Origin of the sequence: Micromonospora taraxaci, from assembly GCF_007830095.1 — a bacterium.
Classification (GTDB): Bacteria; Actinomycetota; Actinomycetes; order Mycobacteriales; family Micromonosporaceae; genus Micromonospora; species Micromonospora taraxaci.
Window position 1 is genome coordinate 3,484,556 of record NZ_VIWZ01000001.1, and the last position, 17,226, is coordinate 3,501,781.

The following is a 17,226-nucleotide window of genomic DNA, read 5'->3' on the forward strand; positions in this document are numbered from 1 at the left end:
TGTTGAGGTAACCTCAGCAATGTCGTCCACTGAAAGGTAGTTGCTCCTTGGAACCCACCCCCATGGGCCGAGACCGCGGCCACCGCACCGTCAGCGCCGAAGAGAAGACGCAGGCCCGCCAGGTGTCCCTGCGCCGGATCGGCCGCCTGTTCACCAGCCACCGGCCCGCGCTCGCCGCCGTCACCGCGATCATCGTGCTCTCCTCGGTCATCGCGATGGCCAGCCCGTTTCTGCTGCGTGCCGTCATCGACCGGGCGCTACCGCAGGGTGACGTGACCCTGCTGGTCTGGCTGGTCCTCGGCATGGTCGCCGTGGCGGCCGTGACCTCCGCCCTCGGCGTCGTGCAGACCTGGATCTCCACCCAGGTCGGCCAGCAGGTCATGCACCGGCTGCGCACCGACGTCTTCAGCCACCTCCAGCGCCAGTCGCTGGGCTTCTTCACCCGCACCCGCACCGGCGAGGTGCAGTCCCGGATCACCAACGACATCGGCGGCATGCAGTCGGTGGTCACCTCCACCGCCACCGCCGTCGCGGCCAACCTCACCACAGTGGTCGCCACCGCGGTCGCCATGGTCGCGCTCTCCTGGCAGCTGTCCCTGGTCTCGCTCGTGGTGCTGCCGCCCGCCGTCTGGCTGACCCGCCGGGTCGCCCGGATGCGCCGGGAGATCACCGCCCAGCGGCAACGTGAACTCGCCGACCTCAACGTCACGGTCGAGGAAGGGCTCTCGATCAGCGGCGTCCAGTTGGCCAAGACCCTCGGCACCGGGCCGGCGCTCATCGAGCGGTTCAGCGCCTCCTCGGCCCGCCTGGTCGACCTGGAGCTGCGCAGCGAGCTGGCCGGCCGCTGGCGGATGGCCTCGATGAGCATCATCTTCGCCGCCGTACCGGCGGTTATCTACCTCGCCGCCGGGCTGCCCGGCACCGCCGGAACGCTGAGCATCGGCACCCTGGTCGCCTTCACCGCCCTGCAGGGCGGCCTGTTCCGGCCACTGATGGGCCTGCTCAACGTGGGTGTCTCGCTCACCGCGTCGCTGGCGCTGTTCGCCCGGATCTTCGAATACCTGGACCTCCCTGTCGACGTGGCCGACCCCACCGAGCCGGTCCGCCTCGACCCCGCCCAGGTGCGCGGTCACCTGCGCCTGGAGGACGTCACCTTCGGCTACCCCGGTAGCGACACCGCCGCCCTCGCCGGGATCACACTGGACGTGCCCGCCGGCACCAGCCTCGCCCTGGTCGGGGAGACCGGGTCCGGCAAGAGCACCCTCGCCGGCCTGGTCAGCCGGCTGCACGACCCGACCGCCGGCCGGATCACCGTCGACGGCGTCGACCTGCGCGACCTGCGCCTGGCCGACCTGGCCGCGATCGTCGGCGTGGTCAGCCAGGAGACGTACCTGCTGCACACCACCGTCCGGGAGAACCTGCGCTACGCCCGGCCGGACGCCACCGACGCGGAGATCGAGGACGCCGCCCGCGCGGCCCAGATCCACGACCTGATCGCCGGGCTGCCCGACGGGTACGACACCATGGTCGGCTCCCGTGGCCACCGCTTCTCCGGCGGCGAGAAGCAGCGGCTCGCCATCGCCCGCACGTTGCTGCGCGACCCGCGCATCCTGGTCCTCGACGAGGCCACCAGCGCGCTGGACACCGAGACCGAGCGAGCCGTGCAACGCGCGTTCGACGTGCTCGCCGAAGGCCGGACCACGATCACCATCGCCCACCGGCTCTCCACCGTCCGCGACGCCGACCAGATCGCGGTGCTCGACCACGGCCGCATCGTCGAGGCCGGCACCCACGACAGCCTGCTGGACCGTAACGGCCGCTACGCCACACTGGCGGCCTGAGCGTCCGCTCAGAAACCCGTCTCGAAACCGTCGCTAAAACTGTCTCATTATTCCGGGTCCAGGTGTCGGTAGACGGTGGCCCGCGAGACACCCAGCGTGGCGGCGATGGCATCCACCGAGTGGGTGCCCGCCGCGTGCATCCGCCGGGCCGTCTCCACCTGCTCCCGACCCAGCGCCCGCGGTCGTCCCGGCCGCCGCCGCCGGTCCGCGGTGCTCGCGCCCGACGGGCCTGCGGCGTCCGTGGCGGCCGGCGTCAGCAGTCGGCGTACGCCGTCGAGCATGTCGGCGCGCAGCACCTCGTCGGACACGTCGACGAAGAAGACGATCGGATCGCTGCACGCCGCCACCGCCTGCGTCGCCAGGACCCGCTCCCGCCGTCCGGCGTCCGGCCCGGCGATGAGGTCGTTGGCCCGCATCGCGACCTCCATCAGGCGGTGGTACGTGTCGCCACGACCGACCAGCGCGATGTCGTGGAACAGCATGCCGAGGGGCCGGCGGTGGGCGAGCATGACGTCCACCCAACCCTCCAGCACCGTCCACCGTGCCTGCTCGACGGGCTGCGTCCGCGCGGTGTCGAGCAACGCTTCCAGATCGACCAACAACGGCTCGACCAGCGCGGACAGCAGGTGTTCCTTGGCCGGGAAGTGGTACAGGATCGCGGCCTTGGTCAGCCGTAGCCGTTCACCGATCTGCCGCAGCGAGGTGCGCTGGTAACCGTGCTCGGCGAACAGGTCGAGCGCGGCGCGCAGGATCCGGGTGCGAGTGTCGTCCCCGGGGTCGGCGGTCATGCTGGTCAGCCTAGCGACGTCCTGACCGGTGGGCACCATCACCGTTGATTCTACTGACCATCGGTCAGTACAGTGGTGGTGGTCGACGCAGCCAACGGCAGGAGGGGCGATGCCCGTCATCTCGATCGACAACCTGGTCAAGACCTTCGGCGCGATCCGGGCACTCGACGGGCTGGATCTGCGCGTCGAGCAGGGGGAGGTGCACGGCTTCCTCGGGCCCAACGGCTCCGGCAAGTCCACCACCATCCGGATCCTGCTCGGGCTGCTCCGCCGCGACTCCGGAGACGCCCAGGTGCTCGGCGCCGACCCGTGGCGCGACGCGGTCCGCCTGCACCGCCGACTGGCGTACGTGCCGGGCGACGTCAGCCTCTGGCCCAACCTCACCGGCGGGGAAGCCATCGACCTGTTCGGTCAGCTTCGCGGCGGCCTCGACCGGCAACGCCGCGACGAGCTGCTGCAACGCTTCGACCTGGACCCGACCCGCCGCTGTCGCACGTACTCCAAGGGCAACCGGCAGAAGGTCGCCATCGTCGCCGCCTTCGCCTCGGCGGTGGAGCTGTACGTGCTCGACGAGCCCACCTCCGGCCTCGACCCCCTGATGGAGGCGGTGTTCCAGGACGAGGTCCGGCGGGTCAAGCAGGCCGGCGCGACAGTGCTGCTCTCCAGCCACGTGCTCGCCGAGGTCGAGGCCCTCTGCGACCGGGTCAGCATCATCCGCGAGGGCCGCACCGTCGAGTCCGGCACCCTCGCCGAGCTGCGCCACCTCACCCGCACGGCGGTCACCGTCGAGACCGCCCGTCCGCTCACCGGCCTGGACGCGCTTCCCGGTGTGCACGACGTGCACGAGGTCGACGGGCGTACCCATCTGGAGGTCGAGCCGGCGCACCTCGACGAGCTGCTCGGTCAGCTCGTCCGCTCCGGCGTACGCGCCCTGACCAGCACCCCACCCACCCTGGAACAGCTCTTCCTGCGCCACTACGGCGACGACCCCGCCGCCGGGCCGGCCGATGGTCCTGTCGCCGGTGCTGGGTCGGCTGGTGCCTCGGACGCCGACTCGCAGGTTGGCGCCCCGCAGGCCGGTGCCCGGTGAGCGCCCTCACCGGCACGGCCCTGCTGGCCCGGCTCGTGCTGCGCCGCGACCGGGTCCGGCTCGCCATCTGGGTGCTCGGTACGCCGCTGCTCGGCTACGCCCTCGCCGGCAGCGTCGCCGGCATCTACCCGGACGAGACATCCCGCCAGGGCTACGCCACCACCTCGGCGTCCAGCCTCGTCGCCCGCGCGTTCAACGGTCCGATCGCCGGCACCGACCTCGGTGCCGTGGTGGTCGCCGAGACGTACGTGACGCTGGCCCTGATCGTCGCCCTGCTGAGCACCTTCGCGGTGACCCGGCACACCCGGCAGAACGAGGAGACCGGCCGGGCGGAGCTGCTCGGCGCCTCAGTGGTCGGCCGGTACGCGCCGCTCACCGCCGCGCTGCTCGTCATCGTCGCGGCGAACACCCTCGCTGCCGTACTGCTGGCGTTCGCGCTGGTCGGCGCCGGCCTGCCGCTCGCCGGCTCCGTCGCGGCCGCCGCCGCGATCGGTGGCGTCGGGGTCGCCTTCACCGCGATCGCCGCTGTCACCGCCCAGCTCTCCGTCACCTCCCGGGGCGCCAACGCGCTCGCCGCCGCCACCGTCGGGATCTCCTTCGTGCTGCGCGCCGCCGGTGACGTGCTCGGCGAACAGAGCGCCGACGGCACCCGGGTGCAGAGCGCCTGGCCATCGTGGATCTCCCCGCTCGGCTGGGGCAACCAGGTACGGGCCTTCGGCGGTGAACGCTGGTGGGTGCTCGCCCTTCCGGTCGCGCTGCTGCTCGCCGGCGTGGCCGTGGCGTACGCCCTGGCGGAGCGACGCGACCAGGGCGCCGGGCTGATCGCACCCCGACGCGGGCCAGCCAGCGCCGCGCCACGACTGCTCAGCCCCGCCGGGTTGGCCTGGCGCATGCAACGCGGCACGCTGCTCGGCTGGGCGGTCGGCCTGGCCGTACTCGGGTTCTCCATGGGCATCGCCGCCGACGAGTTCAACGCCATGATCGACCAGAACCCGGCCGCCGCCGAGGCCATCAACGCGATGGGCGGCGGTGGGGTTCTGGTCGACGCGTACCTGGCCGCGATGCTCGGGCTCTTCGCGCTGACCATCGGGGCGTACGTGGTACAGGCCCTCCTCCGGGTACGCGGCGACGAAGCCGACGGCGTCCTGGAAGCCGTGCTCGCCACCGCTGTCAGCCGTACCCGCTGGCTCGGCACCCAGGTGCTCGCCGCGACCCTCGGCGCGGTCGCGCTGCTGCTGCTCGCCGGCCTGACCACCGGGCTCGGCTACGGCCTCGTCACCGACGACCCGCTCGGCCAGGCCCTCGACCTGGGCGGTGCCGCGCTGCTGCGACTGCCCGCCCTGCTCGTGGTGGCCGGGGTGGTGACCACACTGTTCGGGCTGCTGCCCCGCTGGTCGGTGGTGCTGTCCTGGACGGTCCTGCTGGTCTTCCTGCTGCTCGGGCAACTCGGTGCGGTGCTGAAGCTGCCCCAAGCCGCGCTCGACCTCTCGCCGTACACCCATGTGCCGTCCGTGCCCGCGGTCGACCCGGCGGCGCTGCCCCTGGTGGTGCTGACAGCGGTCGCCGCGGCCCTTCTCGCCGTCGGAGTGACGGCCTTCCGCCGCCGCGACGTGCCGAGCTGAGGCCTTTCCTTGATCGTTGGCAGCTGAACAGTTCGACACGCCGCCGTCTGCACTGCACAGCTGCCAACGATCACCTCGGCTAACAACACTGGGGCGCGGCAGGGCGTCGTCCACAGACGGCCCGCTGTCCACAGACGGCGGGACGGCGCGGTTGTGGAGGGTCGGGGTGAGGTTGGACGGTCCCTGGTGTGGACTCGGTGCTTCAGGGGCTGGTGGAGCTTGGTGACGGGCTGGTCACGCTCGGCGCTGCCCGGCAAGTGGTGCCGTCGTGGACGGTTGAGTCGGCCTGCCGTAACGGCGAGCTGGTGCGAGTACTGCCCGAGGTGTTCGTGGCGGCGCGCCTCGTCGGTGGTCGACCCGATACCCCTGCCCTGAGTCGGCTCGACCCCGCTCTGAGTCATCGCGCGGCTCTCGCCTGGGCCGGAGGCTGCGGCGCACTCAGTCACCTCAGCGCCCTCGACGCGTGGGGGTTACGTCCGCAGGCTGTGGGTGAGGTCGTACACCTGAGTACGCCAGCGAACGCCAACCTGCGGACTCGACCCGGAGTGGTCATTCATCGACGCCGTAACCTGCTCATCGAGCCCCCGCACGTGGTGGTGCGACAGGGGCTGACGGTCACCCGCCTCGAGCAGGCGCTCGTCGACTCGTGGCCGACAATTCCGCCCGCCGAGCGGCGGGCACCAGTGATTTGGGCGGTCAACGAGTGGCTGACCACACCCGAGCGGCTGAGAGTAGCCCTGGAGAGCGTTCCGAAGTTGACCGACCGAGCGGCGTTACGGACACTGCTGACGAGGCTCGCCGAGGGCTGCCGGAGCCCGCTGGAGATCTGGGGACACGAACACGTCTTCACCGGTCCGGGGATGCCGGCGTTCCGTCGACAGGTAGCGGTCAAGGTCGGGCGGCGCACGGTCTACCTCGACATGCTCGCCGAGCGCGAACGGGTCAATATCGAACTTGATGGGACCACCACACACGGCGACCCACGTCAGCGGGAGATCGACCTTCGCCGCGATGCCCAGTTGGCGAGTATCGGGATCCTGGTGGTCCGCTTCGCCCACCGCCGGCTGCTGCACGAGATCGACGCGGTACGCCGGGAAACCCTGGCCGTCCTCGCCACCCGCCGGACCTGACGCGATGATGGCCCGCCTGCCGGACCGAGCTGGGCCACCGAGATCGCCCCGGTTGTTGAAAGGGGGAGCGACACTGGGGCTTCCGCGACTGTGGAGGCGCCTCGTGCCGTTCGTCAGATCGCATACCAGGAGGAACGGCGCGCGGGTTCGGGCGCACTACCGCAGGCGGCGCTCCGCCCGTGGACGGCAGAGGTCGACGGTCCGCCGGGTGTCCCGTGGTGGCGGCCCGGCCAAAGGCTGGTTTCTGGTGCTGGCCGCCGTCGTCGGCTTCGTGCTCGTCGGCATGGTCGTCGACTTCGTGCGGCGGCACCCCTTCTGGTCCGCTTTCCTGGCGATCCTCGTCGTCGCCGGAGCGATCACGGTGGTTCTCCTCCTGTCGAGGCAGCGGGCCCGCGAGCGGGCCGACCAAGCCCAGCGCGACAGGCTGATCGCGGTCACCGACACCATGAACGGCCCCGAGTTCGAGCAGTGGTTCGCGCGGATCCTGGTCGCGTCCGGGTTTCGCGATGTCACGGTCTGCGGCGGCTCCCGTGACCGGGGAGCGGACGTCCTGGCTGTCGCTCCTGACGGTCGACGGGTCGTGGTGCAGTGCAAGCGGCAGAGCATCAAGAACCGGGTGGGCAGTGCCGCGATCCAGCGGTTCGCCGGCACCTGCCGGGACATTCACGGTGGCGAGATCTGCATACTCGTGACGAACAGCGGGCGACGGCATCCGGATCGCCCAGCAGCTCAACATCACCCTCGTCGACCGGGAGGCGCTGGAGATGTGGGCCTGGACGGGGCAACCGCCGTTGGTGGCGCTCGGGGCGTGCTGACGTGAGAGGCCGCAGGGCTTGCCTGGTGCTGGCAGCCTCGGTGGCGTGGGCACCCTTCTGACGCAGCTTCCGGCGCTCCTCGGCGTACTGGTCGGCACCCTCGGCACCATCCTCGCCACGTCACTGGCCGACCGTGCCCGGTGGCAGCGCAGCCAGAGCGTCCGCTGGGACGAGCGACGGCTCGACGCGTACGTCGGATACGCGCACGCCCTCAAGGAAAGTCACATGGTGGCGTTGCGGATGACGGCCGACCTGCGACCGGGATCGCACAGCCACCCGATCGACCGTGATGAGGGCCTCGTTCGCCTCGCCGAGTCGGATGCCCGGCGCACCATCGTCTGGGAGAACCTGTTGCTGCTCGGTGACGAGCCGACCGTCGTTGCCGCGGCTCGTTGGCGCGACGCGATCTGGCAGGTCGAGCGGCTTGCCCGTGGGGTGACCGAGCCCCCGTCGGACATCTCCGACCTGTTGATCCAGATCAACGACGCCCGCGACGGCTACTACCGGGCGGCTCGGCGGAGCCTCGGTGTACGCGGTGGGTCGGTGGAGCAGTCGGCGGCGCTGCGGCAGGCAATGCGTGAACTTCCCGTGACTGGGACCGGCTCGTGACGGTGGATGGTGGGTGTCATTCCTGAGGACGAGTTCGCCCCCAAGAAGGCGGAGATCCTTGTGACGCGACGGCCCCGGGTCACGAGCCGAGGCCAGCACGGTGGCAGCCTCCTGACCAGTTACCGTTGGATTGGCGGGAGGTCAGAGTGGCGGCACGTCAAGGGTTACCGGCAGCGGACATAGCTGATGTGCGGCGGTGGTGCGATCAGCGGGTCCCCGAGCGGGTCCGTGACCAGGTACGCATCGAGTGTGAGGAGGCGGACCGTCACCTGACGATCGTCGAGTGTCGGGCCCCGTGGCGGGTCGAGTTGGGGTCGGAGTGGACTCGTGTTCCCGTCGCGCGCCTCGGGCACACCAGGACCACTGGCACCTGGACGTTGTACTACCGGGAGCGCACCCTTCGGTTCCGTCGGTACGACCTGGTCCCGCCGACAACCAACGTGGGCGAACTCCTTGACGAACTCGATCGGGACCCGACAGCGATCTTCTGGGGCTGACCGCTCGATTTCCCGACAGCATTCGCAGCCCCAACGGCGTACCGTCCGGGTCCACCTATGGGAGGAGTCGGATGAGTTTCCTGCGGCAGGCAGAGCAGTCCCCGGACACCGAGCGGATGTTCGACAGCGACACGAAGGCGATGGGCTATCTGCCCAACTACACCAGGTTGTTCGCCCACAGCCCGGCGGTGTACCTGGCATGGCAGCAGCTCAACGGTGCGGTGAAGGACGGGATGGAACTGCGCCGCTACGAGTTGGCGACCCTCGCCGCAGCCCGGGCCCTGAAATCCTCCTACTGCGGTCTGGCACACGGAAAGGTCCTACGCGACAAGTTCTTCGACGCGCCGACCGTCGCCGCCATCGCGTCGGACCATGGAAGCGCCGGTCTCTCCGCGCAGGAGGTCGCAGTCGTCAACTTCGCCGGAAAGGTCGCGGCCGATGCGAACTCCGTCACCGAGGCCGACGTCGCGGGCCTGCGCGGTCACGGTCTCGATGACACCGATATCTTCCGCGTGATCCTCGCGGTTGGTGCCAGATGCTTCTTCAGTACCGTCCTCAGTGCCGCCGGGGCTGAGCCCGATCCGCAGTACAAGGAGAGCCTGGACGTGGATCTGCGGCAGGCGCTGAGCTTCGGCGGTTAGACCCGGCGAAAACGCACCGACCGGCTGGCCGAGCGCCACCGGGGAGCGCGGAGGCAGCGTTCGCCACTTATCCGACGGCAGCAGGGCAAGGTGTTCTTCGTAACCGACCTGAAGACCTGGATGCGGGAGTCGTAGCTGGCACGGATCTCGGCGGGCTTCTACCACAACCTGCGGTGGCCCGGGCGATCGTCCACAGGTGCATTCGCTGTCCACAGCGGCCCTCGCCCTGGCGGCGATCAGAGGCACGGTGTGTTCGTGGACGCGCGCCTGCAAGCCCTGCTCGATCGACGTGGTGGCCTGGCCATGCGGCGCGAGATGCTCAGCGTGGTTTCTCCCTGGGCGCTTCAAAGCGCCTGCCGGGCAGGTCGGATGGTCCGGGTGCTACCCGGGATCTACGTTGACGCCGCGCTGGTCCGCGAATCGGAGCCCAGCCTGCCGCTGCTGTCCCGAGTCGGGCCCGAGATCGCCCGCCGGGCGTCGCTGGCGTACGCCGGCGGGCGCGCGGCGTTGAGTCGGCTCACCGCGCTCGACGTGTGGGGACTCCGCCGCCAGCCGGCTGACGAGCCGGTGTATCTGGACCTGCCCAGAGGGGCAGGCCTGCGCGGCCGTCCCCAACTCGTGGTGCGCCACCGGTCCGACTTCGCGGTGGCGCCACCGTACGTCGTGACCCGGAACGGATTGCCGGTCACCCGGCTTGACCGAACCCTGGTGGACTGCTGGCCACTGCTGCCGTCGGTCGACCGCTCGGGGCCGCTCATCCGTGCGGTCAACGACCGGCTGACCACCCCGCAGCGTCTGGTCACCGTGCTCGCGGAAGTGTCGAGGGTTCCCGACCGTGCGGCGCTGTCTGGTCTGCTGGACCGGCTCGCGACTGGTTGTCGCAGCGCGCTGGAGATCTGGGGCCACGACCACGTCTTTACCGGTCCGGGCATGCCGACGTTCGTCCGGCAGGTGCGGGTGCGGGTGGGGGCGCGAACGTTCTACCTGGACATGTTCGCCGAGGCGGAGCGGGTCAACATCGAGCTGGACGGCGCGACCAGCCACGGCGATCCGGCCGAACGCGAGATCGACCTGCGCCGTGACGCACTGCTCGCCACCGTCGGAATCCTCGTCGTCCGCTTCACGCATCGTCGCCTCACCGCGAATCCGCTCCAGGTCCGTCAGGAAACCCTTGCCATCCTCGCGTCCCGACGCCGTCTAACCATGATCAAGTGATGAGAAATAGCTCTGAGAGCGCCCCAGAAGCTACTTTTCATCACTTGATCATGGCGAGGGGCGAGGGGCGAGGGGCGAGGGGCGAGGGGCGAGGGGGCGGCTCAGTCGGTGGCGGGCTGCGTCGGAGTGTCGCGGCTCTGCTGGGGTGGGATCGGGGGCGTGCTTGGCGGGTCCGTTGGGTGGTCGCCGTTGCGGCGGAGGAGGTCGGTGATCCAGCGGGCGGCTTCCCGCTGCGCGGTGAGCATCTGGTCGCGGGCGTCGGCTACGTCCTGGTCGTCGGCGTCGTCGCTGAGGATCGTCGCCCACTGGCGGCTCAGGTGTTCGGCGTACCGGGCTTTGCGGAGCTGCTCCTCGAACTGGTACTCGAGCTCGACCATCCGGTCGACGTGCGGTTGGAGCGCCGGCATGATCCGTTCGTCGAGGCGGACAGTGGCGTCGGGGCGGCAGGTGAGCGTGATGTCGCCCCGCTGGTAGTGCCACCGGGGGTCTTCGGCCAGCGCCTGCTGCAACGCCACCTCCAGGTCCGCGGCCCGGTGCGGTGGCAGGTCCCGGGCAGCGTCGGCGGCGAGCCGGGTCAGCCGCTGGATCGCGTTGGGCTGGAAGTACTGCACGTACCAGCTCAGCACCTCGGCTCGCATGGTCGCCGGTGAGGACCACGCGAACGTGGCGCGGACGTAGAACGAGTACACGTAGCCCCGGGCGGGCACGGCGATCAGCCGGGGCGCGTCGCGCTGCTCGACGAGGGGGCCGGAGGGTGCCGGCGCGGCAGCGGATCCGACGGGTGCCTCGTCCTGGAGCGCGGCGACCAGCCGATCCCAGTTCCGCGCCCACCACCGCCAACCGCGGACACTGCCGTCGCGGGTGACGACCAGCGCGCGGACACCCCGGCGTCGCCACTGGTCGGCGGGCCTCGGCCTCCCGTCGGGGGCGTCCGTCATGGCACCCCTCCACGGCCTCGGATCCGCGTCTCACGCTAACAACCAGTGCCCGAAATGCCCGTAGCCACGCCGTCACGGGACCACCGCCGACGACGAAGCCGGTATGACACCGCGCCGTCGTCTGGTGATCGTCGGGGCGTCGTGTGCCGGTCAGTCGGGGACGACATCCTGCCCGGGTGCGCACACTGCCGACCGTCGTCGCGTACCGGCTGCTCGGGGGCGTCGGTGCCACGCTGCTGTCGTGCGCCGGCCTGGCCGCCGGGGCGCTGCCCGTCGGCGCGCACGCCGCCTGGTGGAGCGCGTTGCGGCAGCTCGCGGGGCCGGGGCTGCTCTGCGGGTACGCCGGCCTGACCCTCCTCGTCGCCGCCTGGTGGTGGGCGGGGCGGGCACCCGACGAGGTCGTCGACCGGCGGTCCGCCGCGCTCACGCTGGCCTGCTGGGCGGGACCGCTGCTGGTGGCGCCGCCGCTGTTCAGCAGGGACGCGTACAGCTACCTGGCGCAGGGGGCGATGGTCCTCGCCGACATCGACGTCTACCGGCACGGGGTGACCCAGTTGGGTGGTGCGTTGGCTGCCGAGGTGCCGCAGATGTGGCAGCAGACCCCCGCGCCGTACGGGCCGGTGTTCCTCGCCGTGGCGGCCGTCGTCAGTGGTGTGACAGGCGGCAAGCTGGTGCTGGGTGTGCTCGGCCTTCGTCTGGTGGCGGTGGCCGGGGTGGCGCTGCTGGTGGCGTACCTGCCCCGGCTGGCCCGGCACTGTAGCGTCGACCCGTCGGCCGCACTCTGGCTGGGCGTGCTCAACCCTCTCGTACCGTTGCATCTCATCGCCGGCGCGCACAACGAGGCGGTAATGCTGGGCCTGCTGGTGGCCGGGCTCAGCCTCGCCTTCGAGCACCGCTACGGCGCGGCGACAGTGCTGGTCACCCTCGCCGCGCTGGTCAAGGTGCCGGCGGTGGTCGCGCTGCTGGTGGTCGTCTCGCTCGCCGCGCGTCACCGCGGGCTCCCGACCTCGGTGGCACGCACGGCCGGCGTCGCGGTGGGCACCGCCGCCGCGGTCACCTGGGCCACCGGCATGGGGTACGGGTGGGTCGGCGCACTCGGCACCCCGATGTACCGGCACAGTTGGTCGATCTCGAGCGCGCTCGGTCGGGTGGCGCTGCGGGCGGCCGGACGGTCCGGTCTGCACCTGGGCGACGCCCCGATGCGGCTCTGCCTGGCGCTGGGGGTGGTCGCCGCACTGGCCGTGGCGGTCGCCGCGTGGTGGCATCGGCGGCGGCTCGGCCCGGCGTACGCGCTGGGGTTGGTGCTGCTGGCGGCGGCGCTGCTCGGCCCGGCGACCCGGCCCTGGTACGCGCTCTGGGGTCTGGTCCTAATCGCGGCGGCGGCGCACGGGCGGGCCCGGCCGGCGGCGGCGCTGGGGGCGGTGGTGCTCGCGTTCGTGGCCCTGCCCAGTGGATTCGGACCGGACGCGGCGCAGGCGGTGCTGGCCGCCGCCGGGGTGCTGGTCGGGCTGCTCGCTGTCGGATCACTGCGCCTGCTGCTGCCACCGGCTGCCGTGCGGGTGGCCCGATGAGTGCCAACCGGCGTCGGGCGGCGACGGTGGCGGTGCTGGCCGTCGTCCTCACGGTGGCGATCGCGGTGCTCCCCGGGCACCGGGGTTGGTTCGACGTCGGCGTCTACCACGGTGCGGTCGGGCACTGGGTACGCGGCGGCGACCTGTACCAGTGGACCACCGGCAACGGGTACGGCTTCACCTACCCGCCGTTCGCCGCCGTCAGCATGCTGCCGATGGCGGCACTGGCCTGGTACCCGACGATCGTGGCGAACCTGCTGCTCACCGCGCTGGCCGTCGCGTTCCTGCTGCACCTGCTCGTGGACCCGGTGGCCCGACGGCACGGGTGGAGCCGCTGGTACGCGCTCGCGCTGTCGTGCTGCCTGCTGGCCGGGCTGAACCCGGTGCGGGACACGGTCAGCTTCGGGCAGGTCAACCTGGTGCTGGTGGCGCTGGTCTACCTGGACCTGTGGTTGGTGGAGCGGGGCAGTCGGCTGGCGGGCGTCGGGACCGGGCTGGCCGCCGCGGTCAAGCTCACCCCGGCGGTCTACATCGGTTATCTGCTGGTCACCGGGCGCTGGCGGGCCGCCGCCACGGCCATCGGCACCGCCGTCGCCGCCACCACCGTCACGGCGGCGTTCGCGCCGGACGCCACCCGCACGTTCTTCACCGAGGCGCTGTGGGACACCGACCGGGTGGGCCGGCTGGCGTACGTGTCGAACCAGTCAGTGCTGGGCGTGGTCGCCCGGCTCGACCCGACGCACCCGGACCGGCGGCTGTGGGTGGCGCTGGTCGCCGTCGTGCTGGTGGTGTGGGCGACGCGGGTACGCCGGGCGGTGCGCAACGGTGACGAGCGGGCCGGCTTCGCGGTGACAGGTGTCGTCGCGTGCCTGGTCAGCCCGGTCACCTGGGTGCACCACCTGGTGTGGCTGGTGCCGGGGCTGGTGGTGATCGCGGCGTCCACGCTGCCGTGGCCGCCGGTCGACCCGACGGCCCGTCGGCGGGCACGTGCGGGCGTCGCCGGGTACGTCGTGCTCTGTAGCGGGCTGGTCTGGGTCTTCGCCAACGGGTCGGCCGGACCGCTGGGGTTCCTCGGCGCGAACGCGTACGTCTGGGTCAGTGTCGGGATGCTCGTGCTGCTTCCGGTCGGACGTGCCGACCCGGGGAAGGATCATCCTCGGTTAACCGAGCATTGTGGAGCAGTTGAGGTGCCGGGGGGTGTTGGCGTCGGCCGCTAGAGGCGAGACTAGGCACGATCTGACAATCACGCAGATCGATGCACTGGATGGTCTGGAGGCAGCCTGTGTCCACCCTCGTGTCCCCGCCGGTCACGCTCGGCGCGATCCGCCGGCGTACCACCACAGTCGCCCTGCTCCTCGTCATGGTCGCCGCCGCGCTGGTCGGTCCGTCCGTGGTGACCCCCCGACTGACCGACTCCGCCTCGGCGGCGGTCTACAGCTCCTGCACGATGAGTCGCTGCGCCGACGCCCGCGCCGCCCGTTCGGGCTGGGCCGCGAAGGGCTTCCCGACCAGCCGCGGCTGGTACTCCTGGAGCGGGGGGAAGTCCAACTTCGCCGGCGGCCAGTTCTACAACTACGAGGGTCAACTGCCCACCAACGCCACCTACAACGAGTACGACGTCTACCCGCGTACCCAGGGCGCCGCCCGGGACGCGTACCGCATCGTGGTGAACCGCAGCACCGGGGTGACCTGGTTCTCGCCCAACCACTACACCGACTTCTACCGGCTCTGACCGACGCCGGGGCCGGTCGATCCGGGCCGGCCCCGCAGTTGTGCAGCAGGAGGCACGTGATGGCCGACGAGGACGACCGGCGGTGGCCCGACTGGTTGACGGTGCGCCGCGACGACGCGCCGCAGGCGCAGGGCGCGGTGGTGCTGGACGGTGCGGCGACCCGGACCCGGCCCGCGCTCTTCGCCGCGTTGGGCGGTGCGCTGGCCCTGCCGACTCACCTGGGGAGCACCTGGGACGCCCTCTCCGACGTGCTCCGGGACCGGCTGGACACCGGTCCGCTCACCCTGCTGATCAACGACGCCGGCGAGTTGCTCGTCGACGAGCCGGCCGGTCAGTACGCCCTGCTGCTCAGCGTGCTCGGTGACCTCGCCGCCACCGCACCGCACCCCCTGCGCGTCGTCCTTCGCGACGTCCCGACCACCTGACGGCCGTCCCGAGCCTGTGCGGGTGCTCAGTTCCCGACAGTCGGGGCGGTGAGCGGGTGCGGTGACGGTGGCGGTGACGGTCGGGTGACGGGCCCTTCGCGATCCTCGTGCCGAGCCGGGCACTGTGCACCGGCGCGGGCAACGGGGAGGCCGTGCGGTGGACTTCGTCGACGGGGTGCTGGTGCGGTTGGCCGACCCGGGCACCCGCGCGTCGCTCTTCGACGAGGCGTCGCTGGCGCACCTGGTCGAGGCCGCGTACGACACCGAGGCGATGCCTGTCGCGCCGCCGTACGCGGCGGTCTTCGACGAGCTGACCCTCGGCTTCGCCGCCGCCCCCGTCACCGTGGCCGAGGGGGAGTGGCTGGGCTCCGGCGGAACCACCCGTACCGAGTTGCGCGTACGCCTGCACGGCCTCGGCGGCTCGGCGCTGCGCATCGACGCGTTGTGGCGGGGCAGTCTGGTGGTGCGCACCAGCGTCGCCCGGGACCGGGTCGAGGACCTGGACGTGGCGGTGCCCGCCTTCGACGTGGACCCACAGATCATCGCGGACCTGGGCGCGTTGCCGTCCGACCCGGCGCAGTTGGAGACCGAACGCCGTACGCGGCTGGTGACCCGGCTGCGGGCCGGGCTGCACCAACCGGCCGCGTTCACCGACGCGCACCTGGACCGGCTGCTCGCCGGTGTCGGCGCCACGAACGCCGGTGACCTGGTGACACGGATGCGCGGACAGGCCGCCGGAGCCACCGTGAAGCTGCGCTACGCCGCGCCGTCGGCCGCCCCACCCACCCCGCGTCCACTGCCGTTCGCCGCCGCCGTGCTGGTCCGCGACAAGGGCTTCTCCCTGGCCGACCTGCTCGTCGAAACCCGCCTGGTGCGGGCCCGCGCCGAGGAGTTGGGGCTGGACGTGCCCGCACCGGACGACGTCCGGCGACGACACCGGGTGGTCGCCGTCTGGGTGGTCCCCGTCGAGACGTTCGACGACGACGGTTGGCCCGGCGGCGACACCGGCACCGACGCACAGAAGCGGGCCGCCCGGTTCGCGAGGGCCGGCCAGTGGCTCGCCCGCAGCGGCATCGGACTCGCCGCCGTCTCGACCTGAGAACTCAGACCAGTAGCAACTTCGTCCGGGAGGACCCGTGGCACCGACAGCAGCATTCCCGTTCATCGAAGTCCGGATCGTGCCACCACCGGCCCCGCTGGCCCAGCGCTCTCCGGGCGTCATCGCCGTGGTGGGCAAAGCGCCGTCCACGGCCGACGGGGGCTCGGCGCCGGCGAACACGCCGGTCCGGATCGAGACCCTCGACGACGCGGTCACCAACTTCGCCCGCCGGCAGGCCGGCAACGTGGTCCGCAACGCCCTCTACAACTCGTTGGAGTTGGCGTTCCTGCAGGACCCGCGCCCGGCCAAGGTGTACGGGGTCAAGGTCGCCGGCGACGACTACGCCGCCGCGCTCGGTGGTCTGGAAGCCGCCGACGACGTGACGATGGTGTCGCTGGCCAACGAGTCGAGCGTCGGCAACCCCGCCGGCGCGGGCGCGCCCACCGGACTGCACGCCCTCAAGGCGCACGTGGAGACGATGTCCGCGGCCGGCCAACGGCGGATCGGGTTCGCCATGGTCAACCCGGCCACCGACAAGAGCCCCACCTACGTCGCGGACATCACCGCCACCGCGAACCCGCTCAAGAGCAGTACCAGCCGGATGGTGATGATCGCCGCCCGGGGCGCGGACGGTGACGCGGCCACCGCCGCGATGGCCGCCGTGGCCGGACTTCCCGTGCACCACAGCATCGTGCTCAAGAAGATCCGTGGAGTCGCCATCCCGGTGGCCAAGCAGTACAGCCCGGCCGAGATCAAGGGCCTCTCCGAGGCGAACCTCACCCCGATCATCGACCCGACCCTGATCACCGGGGAGAGCCTGCACTTCGCCGACGGACGACTGTTCACCTCCGACGCCAGCCTGCTACACGTCGACCTGGTGCGCACCCTCGACCAGATCGAGTTCATGCTGCGCGCCGGCCTGATCGGCCTGGTCGGCGACGCGCGGATCACCAAGCCCGGCATGACGCTGCTGAAGACCCAGGTCGACGGCATCCTCGGCCCCCTCAAGCGGCAGGCGGTGATCGACGACTACACCATCGAGATCCCGGTGCTGGACATCCTCGCCATCCCCGAGGTCGCGCGCACCGCCACCGACACCTCGATCGTCACCGCCGCCCGGGCCGACCGCACCGTCGACCTGGTCGTCACCGTCACGTACGGCCCAGCCGTGAGCCGCCTGCTGGTCACGCTCGTGGCCAAGTTCTGACCCGGA

General features: G+C 71.4%; 17 protein-coding genes. 15 read left to right on the forward strand and 2 right to left on the reverse strand.

Annotation, left to right across the window (positions count from 1 at the left end; translation table 11 throughout):
* Positions 1 to 62: 62 nt before the first annotated feature.
* Complete coding sequence (locus FHU34_RS15950; RefSeq protein WP_208745009.1) at positions 63 to 1,841, forward strand: ABC transporter ATP-binding protein; 1,779 nt, start codon at positions 63 to 65, stop codon at positions 1,839 to 1,841.
* Positions 1,842 to 1,888: 47 nt separating this feature from the next.
* Here FHU34_RS15950 and FHU34_RS15955 read toward each other — a convergent pair whose 3' ends face one another.
* Positions 1,889 to 2,629 (reverse strand): TetR family transcriptional regulator, encoded by a 741-nt coding sequence (locus FHU34_RS15955; RefSeq protein ID WP_167524828.1) that lies wholly within the window; start codon positions 2,627 to 2,629, stop codon positions 1,889 to 1,891.
* 109 nt (positions 2,630 to 2,738) lie between these two features.
* Here FHU34_RS15955 and FHU34_RS15960 point away from each other — a divergent pair, with 109 nt between their 5' ends.
* The 8 genes from FHU34_RS15960 to FHU34_RS15995 all read left to right on the forward strand — a co-directional run bounded on the left by FHU34_RS15960 (position 2,739) and on the right by FHU34_RS15995 (position 10,248).
* Complete coding sequence (locus tag FHU34_RS15960; protein WP_145781228.1) at positions 2,739 to 3,719, forward strand: ABC transporter ATP-binding protein; 981 nt, start codon at positions 2,739 to 2,741, stop codon at positions 3,717 to 3,719.
* Complete coding sequence (locus FHU34_RS15965; protein ID WP_145781230.1) at positions 3,716 to 5,341, forward strand: ABC transporter permease; 1,626 nt, start codon at positions 3,716 to 3,718, stop codon at positions 5,339 to 5,341. Before FHU34_RS15960 ends, FHU34_RS15965 begins: the two co-directional genes overlap by 4 nt.
* 188 nt (positions 5,342 to 5,529) lie before the next feature.
* Complete coding sequence (locus FHU34_RS15970) at positions 5,530 to 6,471, forward strand: endonuclease domain-containing protein (protein WP_145781232.1); 942 nt, start codon at positions 5,530 to 5,532, stop codon at positions 6,469 to 6,471.
* Between the two features lie 208 nt (positions 6,472 to 6,679).
* Positions 6,680 to 7,291, forward strand: coding sequence for a restriction endonuclease (locus tag FHU34_RS15975; RefSeq protein WP_208745010.1), 612 nt, complete (start codon positions 6,680 to 6,682; stop codon positions 7,289 to 7,291).
* A gap of 40 nt (positions 7,292 to 7,331) precedes the next feature.
* Positions 7,332 to 7,895, forward strand: a complete 564-nt coding sequence (locus FHU34_RS15980; RefSeq protein WP_145781234.1) for a hypothetical protein — start codon at positions 7,332 to 7,334, stop codon at positions 7,893 to 7,895.
* 188 nt (positions 7,896 to 8,083) lie between these two features.
* A complete protein-coding gene (locus FHU34_RS34240; RefSeq protein WP_423437360.1) occupies positions 8,084 to 8,392 on the forward strand; it encodes a DUF3024 domain-containing protein in 309 nt (102 codons plus the stop codon).
* Positions 8,393 to 8,463: 71 nt separating this feature from the next.
* The gene (locus tag FHU34_RS15990) at positions 8,464 to 9,033 is read left to right on the forward strand and encodes a carboxymuconolactone decarboxylase family protein (protein ID WP_244311698.1); all 570 of its coding nucleotides are present in this window, start codon (positions 8,464 to 8,466) and stop codon (positions 9,031 to 9,033) included.
* A 255-nt stretch (positions 9,034 to 9,288) separates the two neighbouring features.
* The gene (locus FHU34_RS15995; RefSeq protein ID WP_145781236.1) at positions 9,289 to 10,248 is read left to right on the forward strand and encodes a DUF559 domain-containing protein; all 960 of its coding nucleotides are present in this window, start codon (positions 9,289 to 9,291) and stop codon (positions 10,246 to 10,248) included.
* Between the two features lie 101 nt (positions 10,249 to 10,349).
* Here FHU34_RS15995 and FHU34_RS16000 read toward each other — a convergent pair whose 3' ends face one another.
* Positions 10,350 to 11,186 carry a hypothetical protein gene (locus FHU34_RS16000; protein WP_145781239.1) on the reverse strand — a complete coding sequence of 279 codons (837 nt, stop codon included), beginning with the start codon at positions 11,184 to 11,186 and terminating at the stop codon, positions 10,350 to 10,352.
* Between the two features lie 176 nt (positions 11,187 to 11,362).
* Between FHU34_RS16000 and mptB the strand changes: the two genes are divergently transcribed.
* The 6 genes from mptB (at position 11,363) to FHU34_RS16030 (ending at position 17,220) form a co-directional block, all read left to right on the forward strand.
* Positions 11,363 to 12,757, forward strand: a complete 1,395-nt coding sequence (mptB, locus tag FHU34_RS16005; RefSeq protein ID WP_145781241.1) for a polyprenol phosphomannose-dependent alpha 1,6 mannosyltransferase MptB — start codon at positions 11,363 to 11,365, stop codon at positions 12,755 to 12,757.
* Complete coding sequence (locus tag FHU34_RS16010; RefSeq protein ID WP_145781244.1) at positions 12,754 to 13,974, forward strand: glycosyltransferase 87 family protein; 1,221 nt, start codon at positions 12,754 to 12,756, stop codon at positions 13,972 to 13,974. The genes mptB and FHU34_RS16010 overlap by 4 nt, the downstream gene beginning before the upstream one ends.
* 65 nt (positions 13,975 to 14,039) lie before the next feature.
* The gene (locus tag FHU34_RS16015; protein ID WP_145781247.1) at positions 14,040 to 14,489 is read left to right on the forward strand and encodes a ribonuclease domain-containing protein; all 450 of its coding nucleotides are present in this window, start codon (positions 14,040 to 14,042) and stop codon (positions 14,487 to 14,489) included.
* A gap of 59 nt (positions 14,490 to 14,548) precedes the next feature.
* On the forward strand, positions 14,549 to 14,914 hold the full coding sequence (locus FHU34_RS16020; RefSeq protein WP_145781250.1) for a barstar family protein: 366 nt from the start codon (positions 14,549 to 14,551) through the stop codon (positions 14,912 to 14,914).
* Between the two features lie 157 nt (positions 14,915 to 15,071).
* The gene (locus FHU34_RS16025; RefSeq protein ID WP_145781253.1) at positions 15,072 to 16,013 is read left to right on the forward strand and encodes a hypothetical protein; all 942 of its coding nucleotides are present in this window, start codon (positions 15,072 to 15,074) and stop codon (positions 16,011 to 16,013) included.
* Positions 16,014 to 16,050: 37 nt separating this feature from the next.
* A complete protein-coding gene (locus tag FHU34_RS16030) occupies positions 16,051 to 17,220 on the forward strand; it encodes a hypothetical protein (protein WP_145781255.1) in 1,170 nt (389 codons plus the stop codon).
* The last annotated feature ends 6 nt before the right edge of the window (positions 17,221 to 17,226 follow it).